This window comes from Phycisphaerae bacterium, assembly GCA_035384605.1.
In the GTDB taxonomy this organism is placed as follows: domain Bacteria; phylum Planctomycetota; class Phycisphaerae; order UBA1845; family PWPN01; genus JAUCQB01.
The window spans coordinates 11185-28756 of the sequence record DAOOIV010000069.1; the positions used below are offsets into that span (position 1 = coordinate 11185).

Here is a 17572-nt window from a genome sequence, read left to right on the forward strand (position 1 = left end):
GTCTTGGTTCCCGGTTGATCGCCGCCGATACACGGCCATCCGAGCCGGAAGTCAAAGGGGCGGCCCTTCTTTTCTCAGAGCCCAGCCTCGCGCCGTGAAGTGGGGCCGACGCCCTCGTCGGCCCTCTGTGAGACGGGCGGCCAAGATGCCGGTCCAAAGGGCGTTGGCCACCCGGCAGCTTATCGGATTGCAGATTTGAGATTGTCAGATTTCAGATCGGAGCCGGATTCGCTTACCATCTGGCGCGAGGAGGTTCTCACCGATGACAGCGTTCAAGGAGCCTTCACGTCGCGAGTTTCTTGCCGGTTCGATTGCCGCCGGGGCTGCAGGTCTTGGTTCCCGGTTGATCGCCGCCGATACACGGCCATCCGAGCCGGAAGTCAAGAGGGAAGAAACCTGGCAGATCGGCTGCTACACCCGGCCGTGGGGCGGGCATGAGTACAGGATCGCCCTCGACGCTATCGCCGAGGCCGGGTTCAAGTACGTCGGTCTGATGACCGCCAAGTCGCCGACCAACTTGATTCTCTCTTCCGCAACCACACCCGATGAGGCCGCTCGCGTCGGCGAGGAAGTCAAGAAACGCGGACTGAAGGTCGCGAACGTCTATGCGGGCGATTTCTTCTCGACCGAACCCGATGCGGCGGTCAGGGCTCTGCGACGCATGATCGACGCAAGCGCAATCGTCGGTTCGCCCGGTCTGATGCTCGGCGGCAGCGGCGATCCGAAACACAATGATGACTACTACCGCACGGTCGCCGCCTGCTGCGACTATGCCGCACAGAAGAACATCGGCCTGAGCATCAAACCTCACGGCGGCCTGAACGCCACCGGTCCGCAGTGCCGCAGAGCGATCGAATTCGTCGGGCACCGCAACTTCAGACTCTGGTATGATCCTGGCAACATCTACTACTATTCCGAAGGGCGGCTTGACCCCGTCGACGACGCGGCCATGGTGGACGGCCTTGTGGTGGGCATGTCGGTCAAGGACTACCTGCACCCCAAGAACGTGGACGTGACGCCGGGGACCGGCAAGGTCGATTTCGCCGCGGTCATGGCCCGGCTCAAAAAGGGCGGCTTCACCCGCGGCCCCCTGATCGTCGAAACCCTGGCTCGCGGGGATCTGCCCACGCTGCTGAGCGAGGCCAAGAAGGCACGGAGGTTTGTTGAGGACCTGACGGCGGGCAGAATCGCTGCGACGCGGCCGTGACGAAACCCCCTTCCCGGACCGTTCTGTGGTTGTCGTGCCGCGTGCCATGCCGGGTGCCGGGTGGCCATGCCCACGGCCGTGCGCGGGCATCCCCCTTGGAAACCTTACCGCTCGCCCCCGAATCCTTTCCGCCGGGTGCCATGCCCACGGCTTTGCGTGGGCATGCGCCTCCAAATGAATCCGCTCGGCCCGGAATCCTTTCCGGGCCGCATCCCCTGCGGAATCCCTTCCGCATTCACATATGAATGACGATGGGAATCGTCACCAGAAGGGTCCCAGATAGGAATCTGGGGCCAGCGGCTCGCTCGGCCCGGAATCCTTTGGCATTCATGACGATGGCAATCCTCCACCAGCAGGTAGGGCAGGTCAGAGCCCCGCCAAGTCGCCCCGACCAAGCAGGGCGTCGACCTGCCGCAGGCCTATCCCTGTCATCTCCCCCGGCACGCTTTCTGCCTTCGCCCTTCATTCCTCACAGGTGCTGCGCAGCCAAGCAACCTCGCAGAGTCGACATTCCAGCTCGCCACACCGCAGCCCCTCGGCCGACGCGGGCCATCGATGAGTCATTGGTATCTGGGCATTGGTCATTCGGATTTCGACATTCGTCATTCGGCCCTCCGCTCGGCTGGGAAGCGGAAGACCCAGGAAAGGATTCCGGGGCCAGCGGACCGCCCGGGCATCTCCGTTTGAGGATTGATCGCCCTCTATTTCGGCTCGATCTCGATAGCTACGTCGTCGATGTAGTAGGTCAGTTGCGTTTCCCAAACGGCACTGATGCCGAATGCGACGCGAATCTTGCCGTTGGTGGTGGCGGTGGCATCGATGACGTAGGTGTATGTCTTCCACCCTGCGACCTGGTCTGCGGCCATGCTGACGTCGAAATCCGACTCAGCGTCAGGGGCCTTGCCGCCGGCATACGCCGCAACTTTGGCCAGGGTGTTGAAGCTTTCCGATTCGCTCCAGAGCGAGAGCGACAGCATGACGGAGTATACCCTGCCGGCGGTGACATCGAATTCGCGGACCAACCAGATGGTCCCGTCGTCCTGGCCACCGTCAAGACAGAACCTGGCTGAATACCGGCCCTCGACAGCCTGAGCATCGCTCTGTTCGATCGCCCAAGCCACCGGATTACCGGGGTTGTTGGGGTCTTCGGGCACGTCCGAACCCTGCATCCACGATCCCAAACCGGTCTCGAATCCGTCGTTGAAGATGACGGGCTCTTCGACGGGTGTCGTCAGGCAGTTGGCGCCTGTTATTGCGAACAAGCCAACCAGTGTGATCAGAATCCACCATGTGTTTCCCATTGCATCCTCCTTTGTCGCTCCGTTTGAGGTGTCCGGCGGGCAAGGTCACCTTACGGTCAAGCCTCCAGCAGCGTCTTGCCGTCAACCTCGATGCGCACCGGCCTGCGGAATCGCTTAACGGTATCCGCATCGATGTCGACGCCCAGGCCGGGGGCCTCGGTCAGCCGTACCAAGCCGTCTGAGCCGGGTTGGAGGCAGGGTTTGCACAGGTTCTCGGCCAGGGGCGAGCCGGACTGTGGATATTCGAGGTAGACGAACCGCTCGACGCCGGCGAATACGTGCATCGCCGCCGCCAGGCTGAGCTTGCTCTTAAAAGTATGATTGACGTAGATGGCCCCGTGCTTCTCGGCCAGTCTGCGGACGTCATGCGCAGGGGTGATGCCCCCGATTCGCCCTGCATCGATCTGGACAAACGACACGCCCCCGTGCATGAGCAGATCCTCGGCGAATCGCACGGTATTGGAGCCCTCGCCTCCGGCCAGTCTGACCGGCGACTGTTCAGCCAAGCGGCCGTAGGCTTCAATCGCGTGGGGGTGAAACGGCTCTTCAAGCCAAGTGATGTTGTACTCGGCGAAGCGGCGAGCCCGCAGCAGGGCGGTTTGAACATCGTGGCCCCAGACGCATCCGGCATCAATCATGACCTCGTTGTCCGGCCCCATGCCCGCGCGGGCGGCGGCCACCAGGGCGACATCGTCATCGAGTGTTCCCTTGCCCATCGGCCCCCATCCGAACTTCGCGGCCCTGAAGCCGGCCGCTGCCAGCGATCCGGCCCGCTCGCGGGTCTGCTGAGCCGTGTCACCGAAGAGGACCGAGCCGTAGGGTCTCTTGGGATAAGCCTTCTGATCACCAAGGAGGCGGTACACCGGCAGACCGCGTTTCTTGCCTAGGATGTCCCAAAGGGCGATGTCGGCTCCCGAGTAAGCGTGGTGGATCTGTTCGATATCCAGTCCGCGGGCCCAGACTTTGGCCTGGATCCGCCGGATGTCCTCTGGTGTCTCGACGGTCTCGCCGAGAATGGTCTCGCGGATGTTAACGATATTGCTGTGCGACGGCGGGCAGCAATAGACAGCCATTGAGACCAAAGGTGACGCGTCGCACTCTCCAAAGCCTTCGATTCCGGCGTCGGTGCCAATGTGGACCAGGAGGGTATCCTGGGTCCCGTCGGCCGCATCGGTAATCTGCGGCAGTGCCAGGTAATAGAGCTCGATGTCGGTGATCTTCATGCCACTACTTTGCCCGTGCAGCGGTTTTGTGGCAAGGGGGGAGCATCCCGTTTTCGGTCGCGTTACGAAGGTCTGGCATGGTCGGAATCTGCGCGGCGGACGAAGCCTGCCGACGATCCGGGAAGCTCTCGGCAGGTCTCGGTCGCCGCAGCGACCTTACCCCTGCCCTGCTTGCGGCAACCGTCGACACATGTGCAACTATTTCAGGGATGCACCCTTGCAGGGACGCTGCGGTTCGGTCGCGCTTGATTCCATTGCCTTTGGTCGCTATATCCATGGGCGATCGGAAGGGCAATTCCTCGCTTGCAACGGGCTCGCCGGCGGTGCGGGCCGGAAAGAAAGGAGAGACGCGCGATGGCAAAAACCTGTAACGTCGCCCTGATCGGCCAGGGTTTTATGGGCCGAACGCACAGCAATGCCTATCTGAAGGTCGCCAAGTTCTTCAAACTGCCGGTCCAGCCGGTGATGCACACGGTCTTTGGCATGAAGGAGGAGGATCCCCAGGCGTTCGCGGACCGCTGGGGTTGGAAGCACTCCTCCTCTGACTGGAAGAGCGTGATCCGGAACGAGGAGATCGACTTCGTCGATATCGTCACGCCTAATTACATGCACATGCCGCCGGCAATGGAGGCCCTGGAGGCCGGCAAACCGGTGGCTTGCGAAAAGCCCATTGCGGGCACGCTTGCCGACGCGAGGGCGATGGTCGAGGCCGCCAAGAAGGCCAAAGTCAAGACTTTCGTGTGGTACAACTATCGGCGTTGCGCGGCGGTGGCGCTGGCCCACCAGCTTGTGAAGGAAGGCAAGATCGGACGCATTTACCATGTCCGTTGCATCTATCTGCAGGAGTGGGGCGGTCCGGAGACCCCGCTGCTCTGGCGATTCCAGAAGAAACTCGCCGGCAGCGGCGCCCACGGCGATCTGAACGCCCACATCGTGGACATGGCTCGTTTCATTACCGGTGACGAGATCGTGGAGATCAGTGGGGCGATTGCCGAGACCTTTATCAAGGAGCGTACTCTGGTCGAGACCGGGCCCAGCGGCGGGATTGCCGGAGGGGCCAAAGGCGCTAAAAAGAAGGGCAAGGCCGACGTCGACGACGCGGTGCTGTTCCTTGTTCGGTTCAAGAAGGGGGCGGTGGGCAGCTTCGAGGCCAGTCGGTTGGCCACCGGTTACCAGAACCAGAACGGGATCGAGATCCACGGCGACAAGGGCGCGCTGCGGTTCCGGTTCGAGGACATGAACTACCTGGACTACTGGGACAACACCATTGAGCGTCGACTGCAAGGCTGGAAGCGGATCATGTGCACATCGGGAGGGAATCATCCTTACGTCGGGAACTGGTGGCCGGATGCCCACATTCTGGGCTACGAGCACGGCTTTATCAACCAGGCCGCGGATATCATGAGGGTTTTGGGCGGCGAGAAGCCCGAGGTGCCGCTTCCTGATTTTGCCGATGCCTATGAGACGCAGCGCGTTCTGGAAGCGGCGTTGTTGTCGGCCGAGAGCCGTTGTGCGGTGAAGATGAGCGAGGTGAAATAACGAAGCCGGCTCAGCCTGGCGCCACGGCTAAGTCGGTTCGAAGGGGCGGCTCACGCCAAGCGGCGTGGACCGCCCGTCTTCTGCGCAGCCTGCGTGAAGTTGCCGGTGGACACGGGGACCGGCTGCTATGAGCAAACGCACAATGGCGCAGCTCACTTGGTGGCGACGGATTCCGTCAGTTTCAGGAATTCCTCCGTTGTGATGATGTAGTCGTATTGGCTGTTGAGCAGGCCGGGGCGCCAGAGCGACATCAGGCCGGCGAAGGTGGCATCTTCGACGCAGAGCGTGCGGTAGCCGCGCTCCTTGGCGGCAATCGAGGTCTTGCCGAGGCATGCGTCGGTATGACCGCCGATGAATACCAGGTTCTTGACCCCGAGATTGCGCAACACGTAATCGATATTGGAGGATGCAAAGGCATCGTGATCCGTCTTGGCGATGACGTATTCTCCCTCACGGACACCGAGGAACTCGGCCGGACGGGCATGGGGGCTGGAAACATGGTTGGGCCACCTGGCGGGATCCGGCCCGAAGGTGCTGATGTTGAACTGGCGGATGCTCGGTTCAAGATCCATGCCATCGGGGAGGCGATGTCCCCAGTGAACGAAGATCATGGGCAGGCCGATCCGCCGGCAGGCATCAGCGACCTTGCGAGCGTTGGGATAAGCCACGTCGAACTTGTGGGCAGTGGCGGCGTTCAGATCGTCGGGTTTCATGCCGGCGTCGCGCCACGCTTTGGGCAGTGATTCGAGGGTGGCCACGGTTCGCTCGCCGGGCTGGATATCGACGCAGACGAAGGCGCAGTTCTTGAGAAACGAAGAGTCCAGCGGCGGCACCACCTCATCGGCCGCTGTGGGCTGGGCCTTCCATTCCAGGAAACGCCGATAGGCCTCCTGGAGCGTGCCTTCGTGAATGAAGATGATGCCTTTGATGCTCCTGGCTTCGGCCGCAGGAATGTCGAAGTCGGGAGGTTGGACGTGATTACAGGCCACGATGCCCGCTCGGTTGTAGAACAGACCGGCTGCCGGCTGCCACGAGTATCCAAGCACGTACCTGTTGTCTTTCGACACGACGAACACCGCACCCTCGGTCAATGTCCGCCTGGTGCCGTCTTTCATTTCGACGGCCTGTCCGACGCCGCGTGTGCCGCGCATGCCGGGGTCGGTGATGGCCATTCGGCACGTCGGAGTGAGTTGACCGTCGAGCACCCAATATGTTCGCTCGCCGGTGTTATCCTCATAGTCCGGTGCCGCCGATAACTGGAGGCAGCATCCGACGTGCACGTTCTTCCATGCGGCGCCGCTGTGGTTCTGAAAGGTGTGGGTCAGATGCAGGACGGCTCCGTCCTGGCGAACGGTGCGGATGAACCGGCCGCCGCGCGGGATATCGCACTGGGCCCCCAAGCCGGTGGGCGTCTGCTCCCAGCGGGCCGGATCGGTGAGGATGTTCATGCTCCAGATCGGCTTGCCGTCGGGGCCATCGATCTTGGCGGCCTCGGGACACCACATCCGAATGATGTTCCATGGGTACTTATGGTGACGTACCGGTGAGGCAACCCAGAATTCGAGGGCAGAGGGCTTGCCGATCTTGAGTGCCTGTCCCACGTAGACCGGTTCGGCCAGCGGCGGGTCGGCGGGCACGATGCTATTGAGAGGACCGGGACCAGAAGCACAACCAGATACACACACCGCCAAGAGTGGCAGCCCTTTCATATGACACATCAGTGACACCTTCCTTTCTCGGAACCTTCATTGGATGCCGTCGCGGCGTCGGATGATTCCTTGTCCCGCGTCGGCTCCAACCGTGGCGCCTTCCGGCGATCCCGGCTGATGGTGCCACCTTGGCGCCGTTGACGGAGCCTGCCCGGTCTCACGGAGCAATCGATGAATCGGGGGGCGGGAAGCGACGGATCGGGCTATAGCGCTCGTATGTCTCGAACACGTCACCGTTGCCGGTTACGCGCGGATCGTTGGTCTTTCGGAGGTAGTCATCCATCTGCGAGCGAAGCCTGCCGAGCACTTGGGCATGCTCCGCCGAGCTGATCAAGTTGGTCAGGCAACCCGGATCCTCGCGGATATCGTAAAGCTCTTCGGGGGCCCGCTTGTCGACCGCCAAATGGAAGAACCGATCGGCCTGGGGCTGCGTCTTATGCGTGATAAGCCAACTCAGGGAGGGTCCCGGATCGATGTCACAATAGCCGCTGTCCGGGGGAGCGAGGCTGCCGTCGGCGTTGAGCTGCCTCGGATCACCTGCGGGCCAACGGTCGGGCTTGAAGTTGCGGATGTACAAATACCGCTGCGTGCGCAATGCCCGCTGGGGATAACCGAGGTTCTGATACCGTGAGGAGCTGTGTCGTTCACGAGCACTGAAGACCATTTCGCGGGTCGTGTCGACCAGGCCCTTTTCGTTGGACGTGAGAATGCTCATGAGGCTTCGGCCGTTTCCACCGGGGAGTCCGGCCGGAGCGACGCCGGCCGCATCGAGGAAGGTCGGGGCAAGGTCCACGAAGCTGATCAGATCGTCTACCGTGCGGCCGCCCGGAATGCGCCGGGGCCAGCAAAGGGCCATCGGGACGTGGATACCGTACTCGTAAACGTTGGCCTTGGCCCGTGGAAAGGGCATGCCGTTGTCGCTGGTCACAACGATCAGCGTGTTGTCGAATTCGCCGGCTTCCTCCAAAGCGGCGATCATGTCGGCCAAGTGTCGATCAAACCATTCAATCTCCCAGCAGTAATCCAGGATGTCGCTGCGGATCTCCGGCGTGTCGGGCAAAAACGGGGGTATCCTCGCCTCCTCTGGTTTCTTTCCGTGCCGCAGACCGATCCCCGGGGCGTATCCCCGGTGCGGCTCCTTACCGCCGTACCAGAAACAGAACGGCATGCCTTTGGGCCGCTGCTCGAGAAAAAGACGGAAGTTGGCCGAATAATCGCAATCCGCAACACCGGGGGTCGTGTTCTCGATCTTGATCTTGTTGAATTCCGGTCCGGCGGGGTTGCGGCTTCGCCCACCGACTTCCCAGTCCCCCGGCCCCCAGCCCTTGCCGGTGTAACCCACGAAGTAACCGGCCTTCTCGAGCAGATCGGGATAAACGACAAGCTTCGCGGGAAATGAGCTGGCGTGCGTGCCGGCGTGCTCGTTTTGCCATGGATACCGCCCCGTCAACAGCGAGGCTCGCGACGGAGCACAGCCAGGAGAAGGACAAATGGCATTGGTGAATAGAATCCCTTGCCGGGCAATGCGATCGAAAGCGGGCGTTTTGACCCCCGGGCAACCATAGGCGGAGGCGTAAGGGTAGGATTGATCGTCGGAGATGGCCAAGAGGATGTTGGGACGAGCGTCCGATGCGGGTTTCGTCTCCGCCGCCGATGCTGCAGCGGTCGCGGCAAGAGCCAACAGCATGCCGACAGTGAGCATTCGGTCGCAAGAGCCGTAGTCGCGTCTCATCTGCTTCATCGGTGTTCTCCCACAATAGTCAGGCTGCCGAGCATGGTAAACCGATCCGGCAATATCGTCGAGGGCGAGCGGAACCGAAGAACAACACATCCGCCCGATGCCTCGGCGCCAATTGCCGACCCGGAATCCGAGCGCAGATCCATCTCTCCAATTCAGAGCCCGATGATGGCATTCGATGGTTCCCAAAGGATTGGACGCGCGACACCGATAAGCCGCCTGCGAAAAGAAGCACACGCGAGCGTACACCGGTCATCGGGCAAAGGTCTGACAGACTGATTACGCTAACAAACCAGCAGCCCGTTGAGCGACAGGCTCTCGGCCTATTATCGGACATTTCCCCGTTGCTTCAGCCCGATCTTACGCTCGCCGATACGTCTCCCATGAGCATGATCGGGGATATCGCGGGTCTTTCGACGGCCATGAGCACGGCCCGCCTGCAAACCGCTGTGGGGGCCAAGGTTTTGAAGATGGCCATGCAACAGAATGGGCAGGTCGTCTCCAAGCTGCTTGAATCGGCGATGGAGAACATGCAGGCCATCGTCACTCAGTTCGCCGAGGATCTGGGAAACAACATCGACGTCCGGGCATAGTCAGCGTGGAGTCTTCGGCTCAGCATACGCCGGATTCGGGACGGGAAGCTTCGCCTCAAGCCGTTTTTGCCATTCTCTCAATTGCTCGTGCAGCGAGGCCACTCGGTCGGGCTTTGCGGCCGCCAAGTTGTTCTTCTCACCGATGTCTTCGCGCAAGTTGTACAGTTCGAGGCGCCCGCTTTCGAACCATTCAATCAGCTTCCAATCGCCGTCGCGAATAGCCCCGCCCGGCGAGCCGCCCTGGTTGCCGTAGTGCGGGTAATGCCAGAACAGCGGTCCGCGCTGCAATGTGCCGCCTTTCAGCAAGGGGACCAGGCTCACGCCGTCCAGGTGCCGGTGTGGCCGGAGCGGCAAACCGGCGATCTCGAGGATCGTGGGGTAGAAATCGGTGCTGGTGACGGGCGTGTCGCAGACGCTTCCTGGTTTTGCGACGCCCGGCCAACGAATCAGCATGGGTTCCCGGATGCCGCCTTCGTAGAGCCAACCCTTTCCCGCACGCAGCGGGAGGTTGCTGGTCGGCGAACCCTCGGAGGTCGAGAGGCCGCCATTGTCGGACATGAAGAACACGGCGGTCTTGTCGTCCAAGTGCAATCGTTCGAGCGCGTCAAGAACCTTTCCGACCGCCAAATCCATCGCCTCGACCATGGCTGCATAGACTGCATGGTCTTGCACGAGGCGAACCTGTCTCTCGCCTTCGGTGCCGAAATCCGGCCCCGTGCGTTTGATCCTTTCCTTTTTCTGAAGGTATTTGTGAGTGAGATCCTCGCGGGCCATCAAGGGCGTGTGGACGGAATAGAATGACAAGTACGCCAGGAAGGGCCGGTCGCGATGGGTCTCGATAAAACGCACCGTTTCGGTGGCGAGCCGGTGGGGCAAGTGCTCGCCGGGCGGTCCGTCGGGCAGGCGCGGGTTGCCGTAGGGCGAGAAGTACTTGTTGCCGCCCTGGGGGTTGCCCCATTCGCAGCCGCCTTTGTTGATCTCGAAACCCTGGTCCTCAGGATAGAAACCTTCCGGGCCGAGATGCCACTTGCCGGCAAAGAAGGTGGCATAGCCGGCCTCCTTCAATTCCTCCGCCAGTGTGACCTCTTCCAGGGCCAAGCGGTCGCTGTAGGGAGCGGGCAGCAATCGCGTATTGCGTTTCCAGCCCTGAGGTTGGTTGCCGCCGGCCGGGTTAATGTAGTCCGTGATGCCCGTTCGGACCGGATACTTGCCGGTGAGGATGCTGGCTCGTGTCGGGCTGCATACCGGACAAGCGGCGTATGCGTTGGTGAATCGCATGCCGGTCGAGGCCAGCCGATTGATATTCGGCGTCTCGTAGAAGGTGTTCGGATTGTTCGCCCCGATGTCCATGTAGCCAAGGTCATCGACGAGGATAAAAACGACGTTGGGACGTTGCGCGGCCACCATCTGCTGCGTCACGAGGGAAAGGGTCGCACAGAAAGCAAGTACGGCCGGCATCTGTCAGGCCTTCTTGAGCAGGTCCCGGATTTCCATGAGCAATTCCTGGTCCTTGGTGAGCGACGGCGGAGCGGCCGGAGCGGCGGCCTCCTGCTTCTTGAACTTCATGATCCAGCCCAGGAATTTGACGATGAAGATGAACAGGGCAAGGGCGACGATCAGGAAGTTGACCACCTCGCCGATGAACAGCCCATAAGGGACCTCCTTGCCCCTGATGACCCAGTGCCAGCCAAGGTAGCTCTGTTCGCCCGGCATGATCACGCTGATCAGGGGCATGATGAGGTGCTTCACCAATGAATCGACGATCTTCCCGAACGCGCCGCCGATGATAACGGCAACCGCCAGGTCGATCACGTTACCCTTGAGGGCGAAGTTCTTGAACTCCTCCAGCAACGACAGTGCCTTTTTGGTCGGGTCCATGGTGGTCTCCTCACTTGAAAAGACTGCGAAAGAGCTGCACACGGCAAGGGCTGAGAGACAGCGCTTACCAGCGTCATCCTAGCGTTTGCCGGCTACGGGTCAACGGCACCATTTGTTACTGGCACCTCGCCTGCCAGTGTCTTTGCACTCCTGCCAAAGCCGACCATCTGTCCATCGGAGCCGCTTCCCCGTCTGCGCGTTACTGCGGCCGAGCCAGAAGCTGCTTGCCATCTTTGACGACGAAACGTTCGTCGCCCTTTTCCAGGCGACCGGGGTTACGTCGTCCAGTTCCGGTGATCCCCCGAGCAGAATCGCCCGAATCTTCGCGCATTCGGTCGGCAAGCTTCTCGATAGCTGCCACGACTTCAGGATGCTGATCCTTGACATCGGTCGTCTCGCCCGGGTCGAGCTCCAGGTCAAACAGGGTCAAGCCGATTTCGGCTTGCTCGTAGGGCTCGGGTTTGCCGTCCGTGCCGCCCTTACGATTGCCTAGAGTTCGGTAGGGGTGCGAGAAATGCAGCTTCCACCGGCCCATGCGAACGGCCTCCAGCGCTTCGCCCCAGTAGAAGAAGTACGCCTCGTGGGGCGAACGCGCATCCGGCCGGCCTTCGATCAACGGCCAGATGTTCTTGCCGTCGATCTTGTGGTTCGGCAGTTTTGCTCCGATCAGGTGGGCGATGGTCGGCAAAATATCGATGGTCATGGCCGGGGTAATGCAGACGGTGCCGGCCGGGATCGTCCCCGGCCACCACATCACGGTGGGCTCGCGACATCCGCCGTCAAAGGTTGTGCCTTTGCCTTCCCGGAGGGGCTTGGCCGATCCGGCGTGCGTGCCGTAACTCAGCCACGGACCGTTATCCGAGGTGAAAATCACCATCGTGTTCTTCTCGATCCCGTGCCTCCGGATCGCCCCGAGAATCTCACCCACCGACCAGTCCACCTCCATGACCACGTCGCCGAACAACCCGCGCTTGCTCTTGCCGGCGAACTTCTCGGACACGTGCAGCGGCACATGGACCATCGAGTGGGGCACGTAGAGCAAGAACGGCCGGTCCTTGTTGCGATCGATGAACTTCACCGCCCGCTCGGTGTACCACGTGGTGAGCATGTTCTGATCTTCGTCGGTGATTTGCGGGTTGATGATCTTCGTGCCCTCGATCAGGGGCACATGCGGCCATCGCTTGTAGCGCTCCTCCATGGGCAGGTGCGTTATCTCGGGATGGTAGGGCCACATGTCGTTGGAATACGGCAAGCCGAAGTAGTCGTCGAAGCCGTGGTTCGTCGGCAGGAACTTGGGGTGATGGCCAAGGTGCCATTTGCCGTAGCAGGCGGTGGCATAGCCCTTCTGTTTGCAGACCTCGGCGAGCGTCATCTCATCGGCGTTGATGCCATGGTCGGCTCGGGGCCCAAGGGCTCCGAGGATGCCGACCCGCACGTTATAGCAACCGGTCATCAGAGAGGCCCGAGAAGCCGAACACACCGGCTGGGCAACATAGAAGTCGGTGAAACGTCGGCCTTCCTGTGCCATTCGGTCCAGGTTGAGCGTCGGGTAGTCCTTGGCGCCGAACGGCCCGATGTCCGCATAGCCCATGTCATCGATGAAAATGATCACGAAGTTGGGAAGCCGCGGAGTGTTTTCGGCATCAGACACCGCCGGGACGAAGGTACCGGCAACGACGGCGACGAGTATGAGCATTCTCATGGGCACTGGCCTCCGGACACGTACTGTTGCCAACGACGCAGCACAAACGTAACGATGTCCTGCCCCTTCGGGCAAATCTTCGAACAAACCTGATGCACGGAGCCGGACCCGAAGGTGAGTGGCATTCTGGCATTCTCGCCGAACGCCCTTTGTTTTCTTGCTTGCCTTGTGATGGAGCCGGCAACCGGTTACAAACGATGCATGATTTCCAAGGAGCTTGCCGAAAAGCTGGTGCGTACGTCCAGGCCGCTTCGAGGGCTGCACGGCTCTCGCATGGTGTTGCTGGGCATTGGCCTGCTGTTGGGGGCGGCCTTGGCCCGGCCCGAGTACCTTACCCAGAGCGGGATCCCCTTATGGGTTTGGCCTCACGTGGTGCTCCTTTTCATTGTGGCCGTTGTCCTTCTCAAGCTGGTACGCCGGCAACGGCAGGCCACACTCACGCTGGCGGCATTTGAGAGCCTGCAACTGCAGGAGTGGGAGCAAGCTCGGCGACATCTGGTCAAGCTCCTCGCCAGGCCTGTCAACCATGCGCCGGCACGGACAGAGGCCTTGCTGGGCCTGGGGAACCTGGCGGAAATCGGTCATGATTATGACGCGGCGCAAGAGGTGTATGAGGCCATTCTAAACGAAGCCGTCGCCAATCCCGTGCAACTGCTGATGACCCGTATGGCGCTGGCCGCGACTCTCCTGCGCACCGGCCAGACGGCCGACGCGGTGGAAATGGTCGACCGTCTCGACCGTACGAGCCTGCCGGATTCCCTCAAGGCTCACGTGGAGCTGGTCAGTCTGTTCCGAGAGGTTGTCATGGGCCAAGCTGCCGACGGCCTTGTCAAGGCCGATTACCGCCGTGCGCTCTTTCGTGAACACCTGGGCACCCGCGCGGGCTACGGGTACGGCCTGCTGGCCGCGGCTTATGACCAAGCCAACCTTCCGAGCCCGGCTCAGAAATGCTGGGCGGATGCGACTTTGCTTGTGCGAGCAGACGCTCTGGTGGACCGGTTTGGGGAGTTGGCTCCCGTGGCCGCCCGGTACGCGGCTGTGGAGCATGTGCTGTGAGTTTGACGGAGCTCGACAATCTGCTGCGGCGATTCCATCGTCGGATCAACCAGATAGCGGTCATCCGCATATTGGCGATAGTGACCGTTGCGTTGCTCGCGGTATGGTCAACGTGGGAGCCGGCTCAGTTGGACCGGCGGGTGGCCGCGTTGTTGGTGAGCGTTGTGCTGCTGGGGTGGATCGCTCTAGCACTAGTCAGCTTTCACCTGGCTCGAATGCTGCAGATGGCCCGCATCCTGCTGGGCACGGGCCAGACGGACAACGCTCGGGTGTGGCTGGGCCGGGTGATGACCGGGTGGTCATTGTCGTCACGAATTCAACTGGTTGCCTGTCAGCATCTGGCTTCATCGTTTTTGGCCAAGGACCGTCACGAAGAGGTAGTGTCGATCTGTGGCGCGCTGCTGCGGCATCGTTTGGGCCGCCTCAAGAACGTAGCGGTCAACGCTCGCCTGATGCTCGCCGACAGCCTGTTGATGCTCGATCGGGTGGGCGAGGCTTGCGAGGCCCTCGAGCCGCTGTACGACTTGCCGCTGAGCCTGGCCGACCGGATGAAGCTGCTGCCAATCCAGCTTCGTTACGAGTTGCGGGCCGGGCAGCCGGCGTTGGCGGCCGAGTCGCTGTCGGAAAACGTGCGAATCGCTGAACTGCTCGAGTCGCCGCAAGCGGCGCTGGTACATGCCATGCTGGCCAAGGCCTGTCGGCGCAAAGGGATGCATGCTCAGGCCGAATTCCTGATCCGCCGAGCCCGGCTCTACGCCGACCTTGAACCGCTGGCGCAGCGGTACAAGGAAATCGCCGATGTCACCGAGGCGGACGGCGGACCGGACGCGCATGCCCCATTTCCGTAAGGCCCAGACGCATAACAGTTTGGGGCTTCAAGTACCCGCCTTTCCGCGATTCCGAAATGCTGCTCGTTTGGGCTCTGAGTTTCCGGACCAGAATGGCTAAAACGTGCCATGGCCTGGGCCTTGATTCTGTGAAAGTTTTCACGTATCCTTGTGAAGGATTTCACTAATCAAGCTGCGGGATACTCAGGAGGCCTGTCAGCCGTATCCCGCGGTGGTTTGGGCGTCAGTTCGAGCAAATGGTCTGTAATACGCGTCAGTGTGAGCGAGTGTGTTTGGTTTCTCCGGCAAGTTCGGCACTCGTGATCGCATTAGTCTGTTTTTTTGAATTGCCGATGCGCGGTGGCGAACGGCTGAAATAGGGCCATAGCGAGGATTCGGGCTCTCGAGGGGGCCGGCATTCGGTTGAGGCTATGGGAGGCCACCCCATGGCAACGTGGGAAGTGCGCGCGCTTTTCAGAGGTTTCTACCGCCAACCTGCGGCGGAGCGGGGGTACAGCCCCTGGTCCCGCGTCCGAATCTCAAGAAGCACCACAGAAGCGGTTGAAAAAGTGAGCATAGTCGCGCAAGAGGCGTTTGTGCGACCTTGGCGCGCGGCTTGGGCCTCAAGCCGGCATTGTCCGTCGCAGGTTTTTCCGTCCATGGCGGCGAGCGAGTCCGTTGGAGCAGTCGCGCGCCGGCCGCGAAAACTCCGGAGCGTACGGCGACTTGCCCGTCAGGAACCTCGTTCTTGTTTGCAGATTCATCAACCAAGATCCGGGCACGAGACTGACACCGGTCGGGCGGAGCGTGGCCACCGATGCCTTGTGTCGGGCGGTCTTGTTGCCACATACCGTAAACGGCAGCGGGGTGAGCCCGAAACGCGTCAATCGGGTGGCCAGTCAGTTCCGGTCGGCGCGGGACCCCGCTGTCGTTGTCAGGGCGGTGCCGGCAGGCAATCGCCGACGGCAGGGCAACACAAGTATTGTCCTCATGGTAATCGCCGGATGCGGTTTCTCCAAGCGTGAGGTATCTCAACATGTCGGTCATGACGTCCCACGAGTTTCTCGACAAGGTGATCCGGGCAACTCCCGACGGCGAACACATCCGCAGATGTCTTCAGTGCGGAACATGCAGCGGTGTGTGCCCTTACGGCTTTGCGATGGACCATCCGCCCCGATCGCTGATTGCCGCACTTCGCGCCGACGACTGGCAAGGTGTGCTCGAGAGCGACACGATCTGGCTGTGCGTCTCGTGTTTTGCCTGTGCGAGCGTCTGTCCGGTCCAGATACCTTTGACGAGAGGCCTGCTTTCGGCGCTCAAGACGGAAATGCTTGTCGGCGGGAGCATTCCGCCGGAATTACAGACCGCCTTGGGCAATTCGCGGCGATACGGCAATCCCATGGGCGAATCGCCGCGGAAGCGCGCGGACTGGGCTAAGGATTTCACCATCCCGGTCCCGGTGCTGGCGAATCACAAGGATCCGGTTGATGTGCTCTGGTTTGTCGGTGATTACGGCTCGTATCACCCGCGTGTTCAGTCGGTCAGCAAAGCAATGGCAAAAGTACTTCACGCCCTGCACGTGACATTCGGCATCCTCGGCCCGGAGGAGAACAGCGACGGCGACACGCAGGCGTTCACGGGGGAATGGGGACTGTTCGAGCTGCTCGCCCGCAAGAACATCAAGGCGATGACGAAGTATTCATTCAGAGAGATCATCACCGGCGACCCGCACGCGTTCAACGCCCTCAAGCATGAGTATCCTCGTCTCGGTTTTGACAGGCCGGTAAGGCATTACACCCAATTCCTGTTTGAGCGCATCGATCAACTCAGAAGGTTGTTCAAGAACCCACTTTCAATGCGGGTGACGTATCACGACCCGTGTTACCTCGGGCGGGCCAACGAGAACAACATTTACGAGGAGCCTCGCCGGCTTATCGAGGCCATTCCGGGCGTCGAGCTTGTCGAGATGTCGCATAACCGTGCCCTGAGCCTGTGCTGCGGCGGAGGCGGAGGCGGAATGTGGCTGGACGGTTTCTCATGGGAGAAGGCCCATGCTCGAACCACGGAGTGGCGGATCAAGGAAGCGATCGCGGTTGGAGCCGACGTCCTCGCCGTGGCCTGTTCGTACGAGACGCCTCGCTTCGAGGATGCGGTCAAGAGTACCGGAAATGAAGGCAAACTCATGGTGAGGGATATCGCCGAACTGCTCGCTGAGGCCCTATTCGGCTAGGAGATCACGCTATGGACATTATCGTTCTCGTCAAATTTGTTCCCGACCTGGTGGAAGATCTGGAGATCGACGCGCAGTCCGGTCTGCTGGATCGGAGCTTCTTGCGGCTGATCCCCAACGAGTTGGATGAGCATGCCCTCGAAGAGGCGTTGCTGCTGAAGGAGCGGCACGGCGGAACGGTTACCGTGATCACCGTCGATACCGGCGACGTGGACGAAAGCCTTTATACCGCTGCCGCCAAGGGCGTCGACCGGCTGATCAAGATCACCGGTGAGGGCTTCGATCAGGGCGTCACGAACCAGGCACTTGCCGTCATTTTTCAGAGCGTGATGGGAGACATGGCGTTTGATCTCATCCTGACCGGCACGCAGGCGGTTGACGATCTCGACGGCTTCGTCGGCGCGATGCTGGCCGAGCGCATGGGCCTTCCCTACGTCGGCTACGTCACCCGGGTGGAGGCGGAGAATGGGACGATGGTCGCACGCAAAGAGTATCCAGGCGGCCTGAATGCAGACATCGAGGTCCGTCAACCGGCCGTCCTTGGTATTCAAGCAGCCGAGAAGCCGCCC

At 61.3% G+C, this 17572-nt stretch carries 15 protein-coding genes; 7 read left to right on the forward strand and 8 right to left on the reverse strand.

What is annotated here, in order from left to right; translation table 11 throughout:
- The first annotated feature begins 262 nt into the window (after window positions 1-262).
- Window positions 263-1207 carry a sugar phosphate isomerase/epimerase family protein gene (locus tag PLL20_14610; GenBank protein ID HPD31220.1) on the forward strand — a complete coding sequence of 315 codons (945 nt, stop codon included), beginning with the start codon at window positions 263-265 and terminating at the stop codon, window positions 1205-1207.
- A 462-nt stretch (window positions 1208-1669) separates the two neighbouring features.
- Here PLL20_14610 and PLL20_14615 read toward each other — a convergent pair whose 3' ends face one another.
- The 3 genes from PLL20_14615 to PLL20_14625 form a co-directional block, all read right to left on the reverse strand.
- Entirely contained in the window at window positions 1670-1813 is a 144-nt protein-coding gene (locus tag PLL20_14615) for a hypothetical protein (protein HPD31221.1), read from the reverse strand.
- A gap of 95 nt (window positions 1814-1908) precedes the next feature.
- The gene (locus PLL20_14620) at window positions 1909-2508 is read right to left on the reverse strand and encodes a hypothetical protein (protein ID HPD31222.1); all 600 of its coding nucleotides are present in this window, start codon (window positions 2506-2508) and stop codon (window positions 1909-1911) included.
- A gap of 56 nt (window positions 2509-2564) precedes the next feature.
- Window positions 2565-3731 (reverse strand): mandelate racemase/muconate lactonizing enzyme family protein, encoded by a 1167-nt coding sequence (locus PLL20_14625; GenBank protein HPD31223.1) that lies wholly within the window; start codon window positions 3729-3731, stop codon window positions 2565-2567.
- Window positions 3732-4085: 354 nt separating this feature from the next.
- On the opposite strand from PLL20_14625, the gene PLL20_14630 reads away from it, so the two are divergent.
- A complete protein-coding gene (locus PLL20_14630) occupies window positions 4086-5270 on the forward strand; it encodes a Gfo/Idh/MocA family oxidoreductase (protein ID HPD31224.1) in 1185 nt (394 codons plus the stop codon).
- Between the two features lie 152 nt (window positions 5271-5422).
- Here PLL20_14630 and PLL20_14635 read toward each other — a convergent pair whose 3' ends face one another.
- Together PLL20_14635 and PLL20_14640 are read right to left on the reverse strand one after the other, a co-directional pair.
- Entirely contained in the window at window positions 5423-6988 is a 1566-nt protein-coding gene (locus PLL20_14635; protein ID HPD31225.1) for an isochorismatase family cysteine hydrolase, read from the reverse strand.
- Window positions 6989-7136: 148 nt separating this feature from the next.
- Window positions 7137-8720: a sulfatase gene (locus PLL20_14640; GenBank protein HPD31226.1), complete on the reverse strand. Its 1584-nt coding sequence runs from the start codon at window positions 8718-8720 to the stop codon at window positions 7137-7139.
- Window positions 8721-9100: 380 nt separating this feature from the next.
- Here PLL20_14640 and PLL20_14645 point away from each other — a divergent pair, with 380 nt between their 5' ends.
- Window positions 9101-9310, forward strand: coding sequence for a YjfB family protein (locus tag PLL20_14645; GenBank protein ID HPD31227.1), 210 nt, complete (start codon window positions 9101-9103; stop codon window positions 9308-9310).
- Here the strand turns inward: PLL20_14645 and PLL20_14650 are convergent, their stop codons facing one another.
- From PLL20_14650 to PLL20_14660, 3 genes are all read right to left on the reverse strand, one after another.
- Window positions 9311-10717, reverse strand: a complete 1407-nt coding sequence (locus tag PLL20_14650) for a sulfatase (GenBank protein ID HPD31228.1) — start codon at window positions 10715-10717, stop codon at window positions 9311-9313.
- 54 nt (window positions 10718-10771) lie between these two features.
- Window positions 10772-11188: a large conductance mechanosensitive channel protein MscL gene (gene mscL, locus PLL20_14655; GenBank protein HPD31229.1), complete on the reverse strand. Its 417-nt coding sequence runs from the start codon at window positions 11186-11188 to the stop codon at window positions 10772-10774.
- 199 nt (window positions 11189-11387) lie between these two features.
- On the reverse strand, window positions 11388-12890 hold the full coding sequence (locus PLL20_14660; protein ID HPD31230.1) for a sulfatase: 1503 nt from the start codon (window positions 12888-12890) through the stop codon (window positions 11388-11390).
- A 114-nt stretch (window positions 12891-13004) separates the two neighbouring features.
- Here PLL20_14660 and PLL20_14665 point away from each other — a divergent pair, with 114 nt between their 5' ends.
- The 4 genes from PLL20_14665 to PLL20_14680 all read left to right on the forward strand — a co-directional run.
- Complete coding sequence (locus PLL20_14665; protein HPD31231.1) at window positions 13005-13946, forward strand: hypothetical protein; 942 nt, start codon at window positions 13005-13007, stop codon at window positions 13944-13946.
- Window positions 13943-14794 carry a hypothetical protein gene (locus tag PLL20_14670; GenBank protein ID HPD31232.1) on the forward strand — a complete coding sequence of 284 codons (852 nt, stop codon included), beginning with the start codon at window positions 13943-13945 and terminating at the stop codon, window positions 14792-14794. Before PLL20_14665 ends, PLL20_14670 begins: the two co-directional genes overlap by 4 nt.
- A 1015-nt stretch (window positions 14795-15809) precedes the next feature.
- Window positions 15810-17003 (forward strand): (Fe-S)-binding protein, encoded by a 1194-nt coding sequence (locus PLL20_14675; protein ID HPD31233.1) that lies wholly within the window; start codon window positions 15810-15812, stop codon window positions 17001-17003.
- An 11-nt stretch (window positions 17004-17014) separates the two neighbouring features.
- Window positions 17015-17572: electron transfer flavoprotein subunit beta (locus PLL20_14680; protein ID HPD31234.1), on the forward strand; the 558-nt coding region annotated here is incomplete at its 3' end.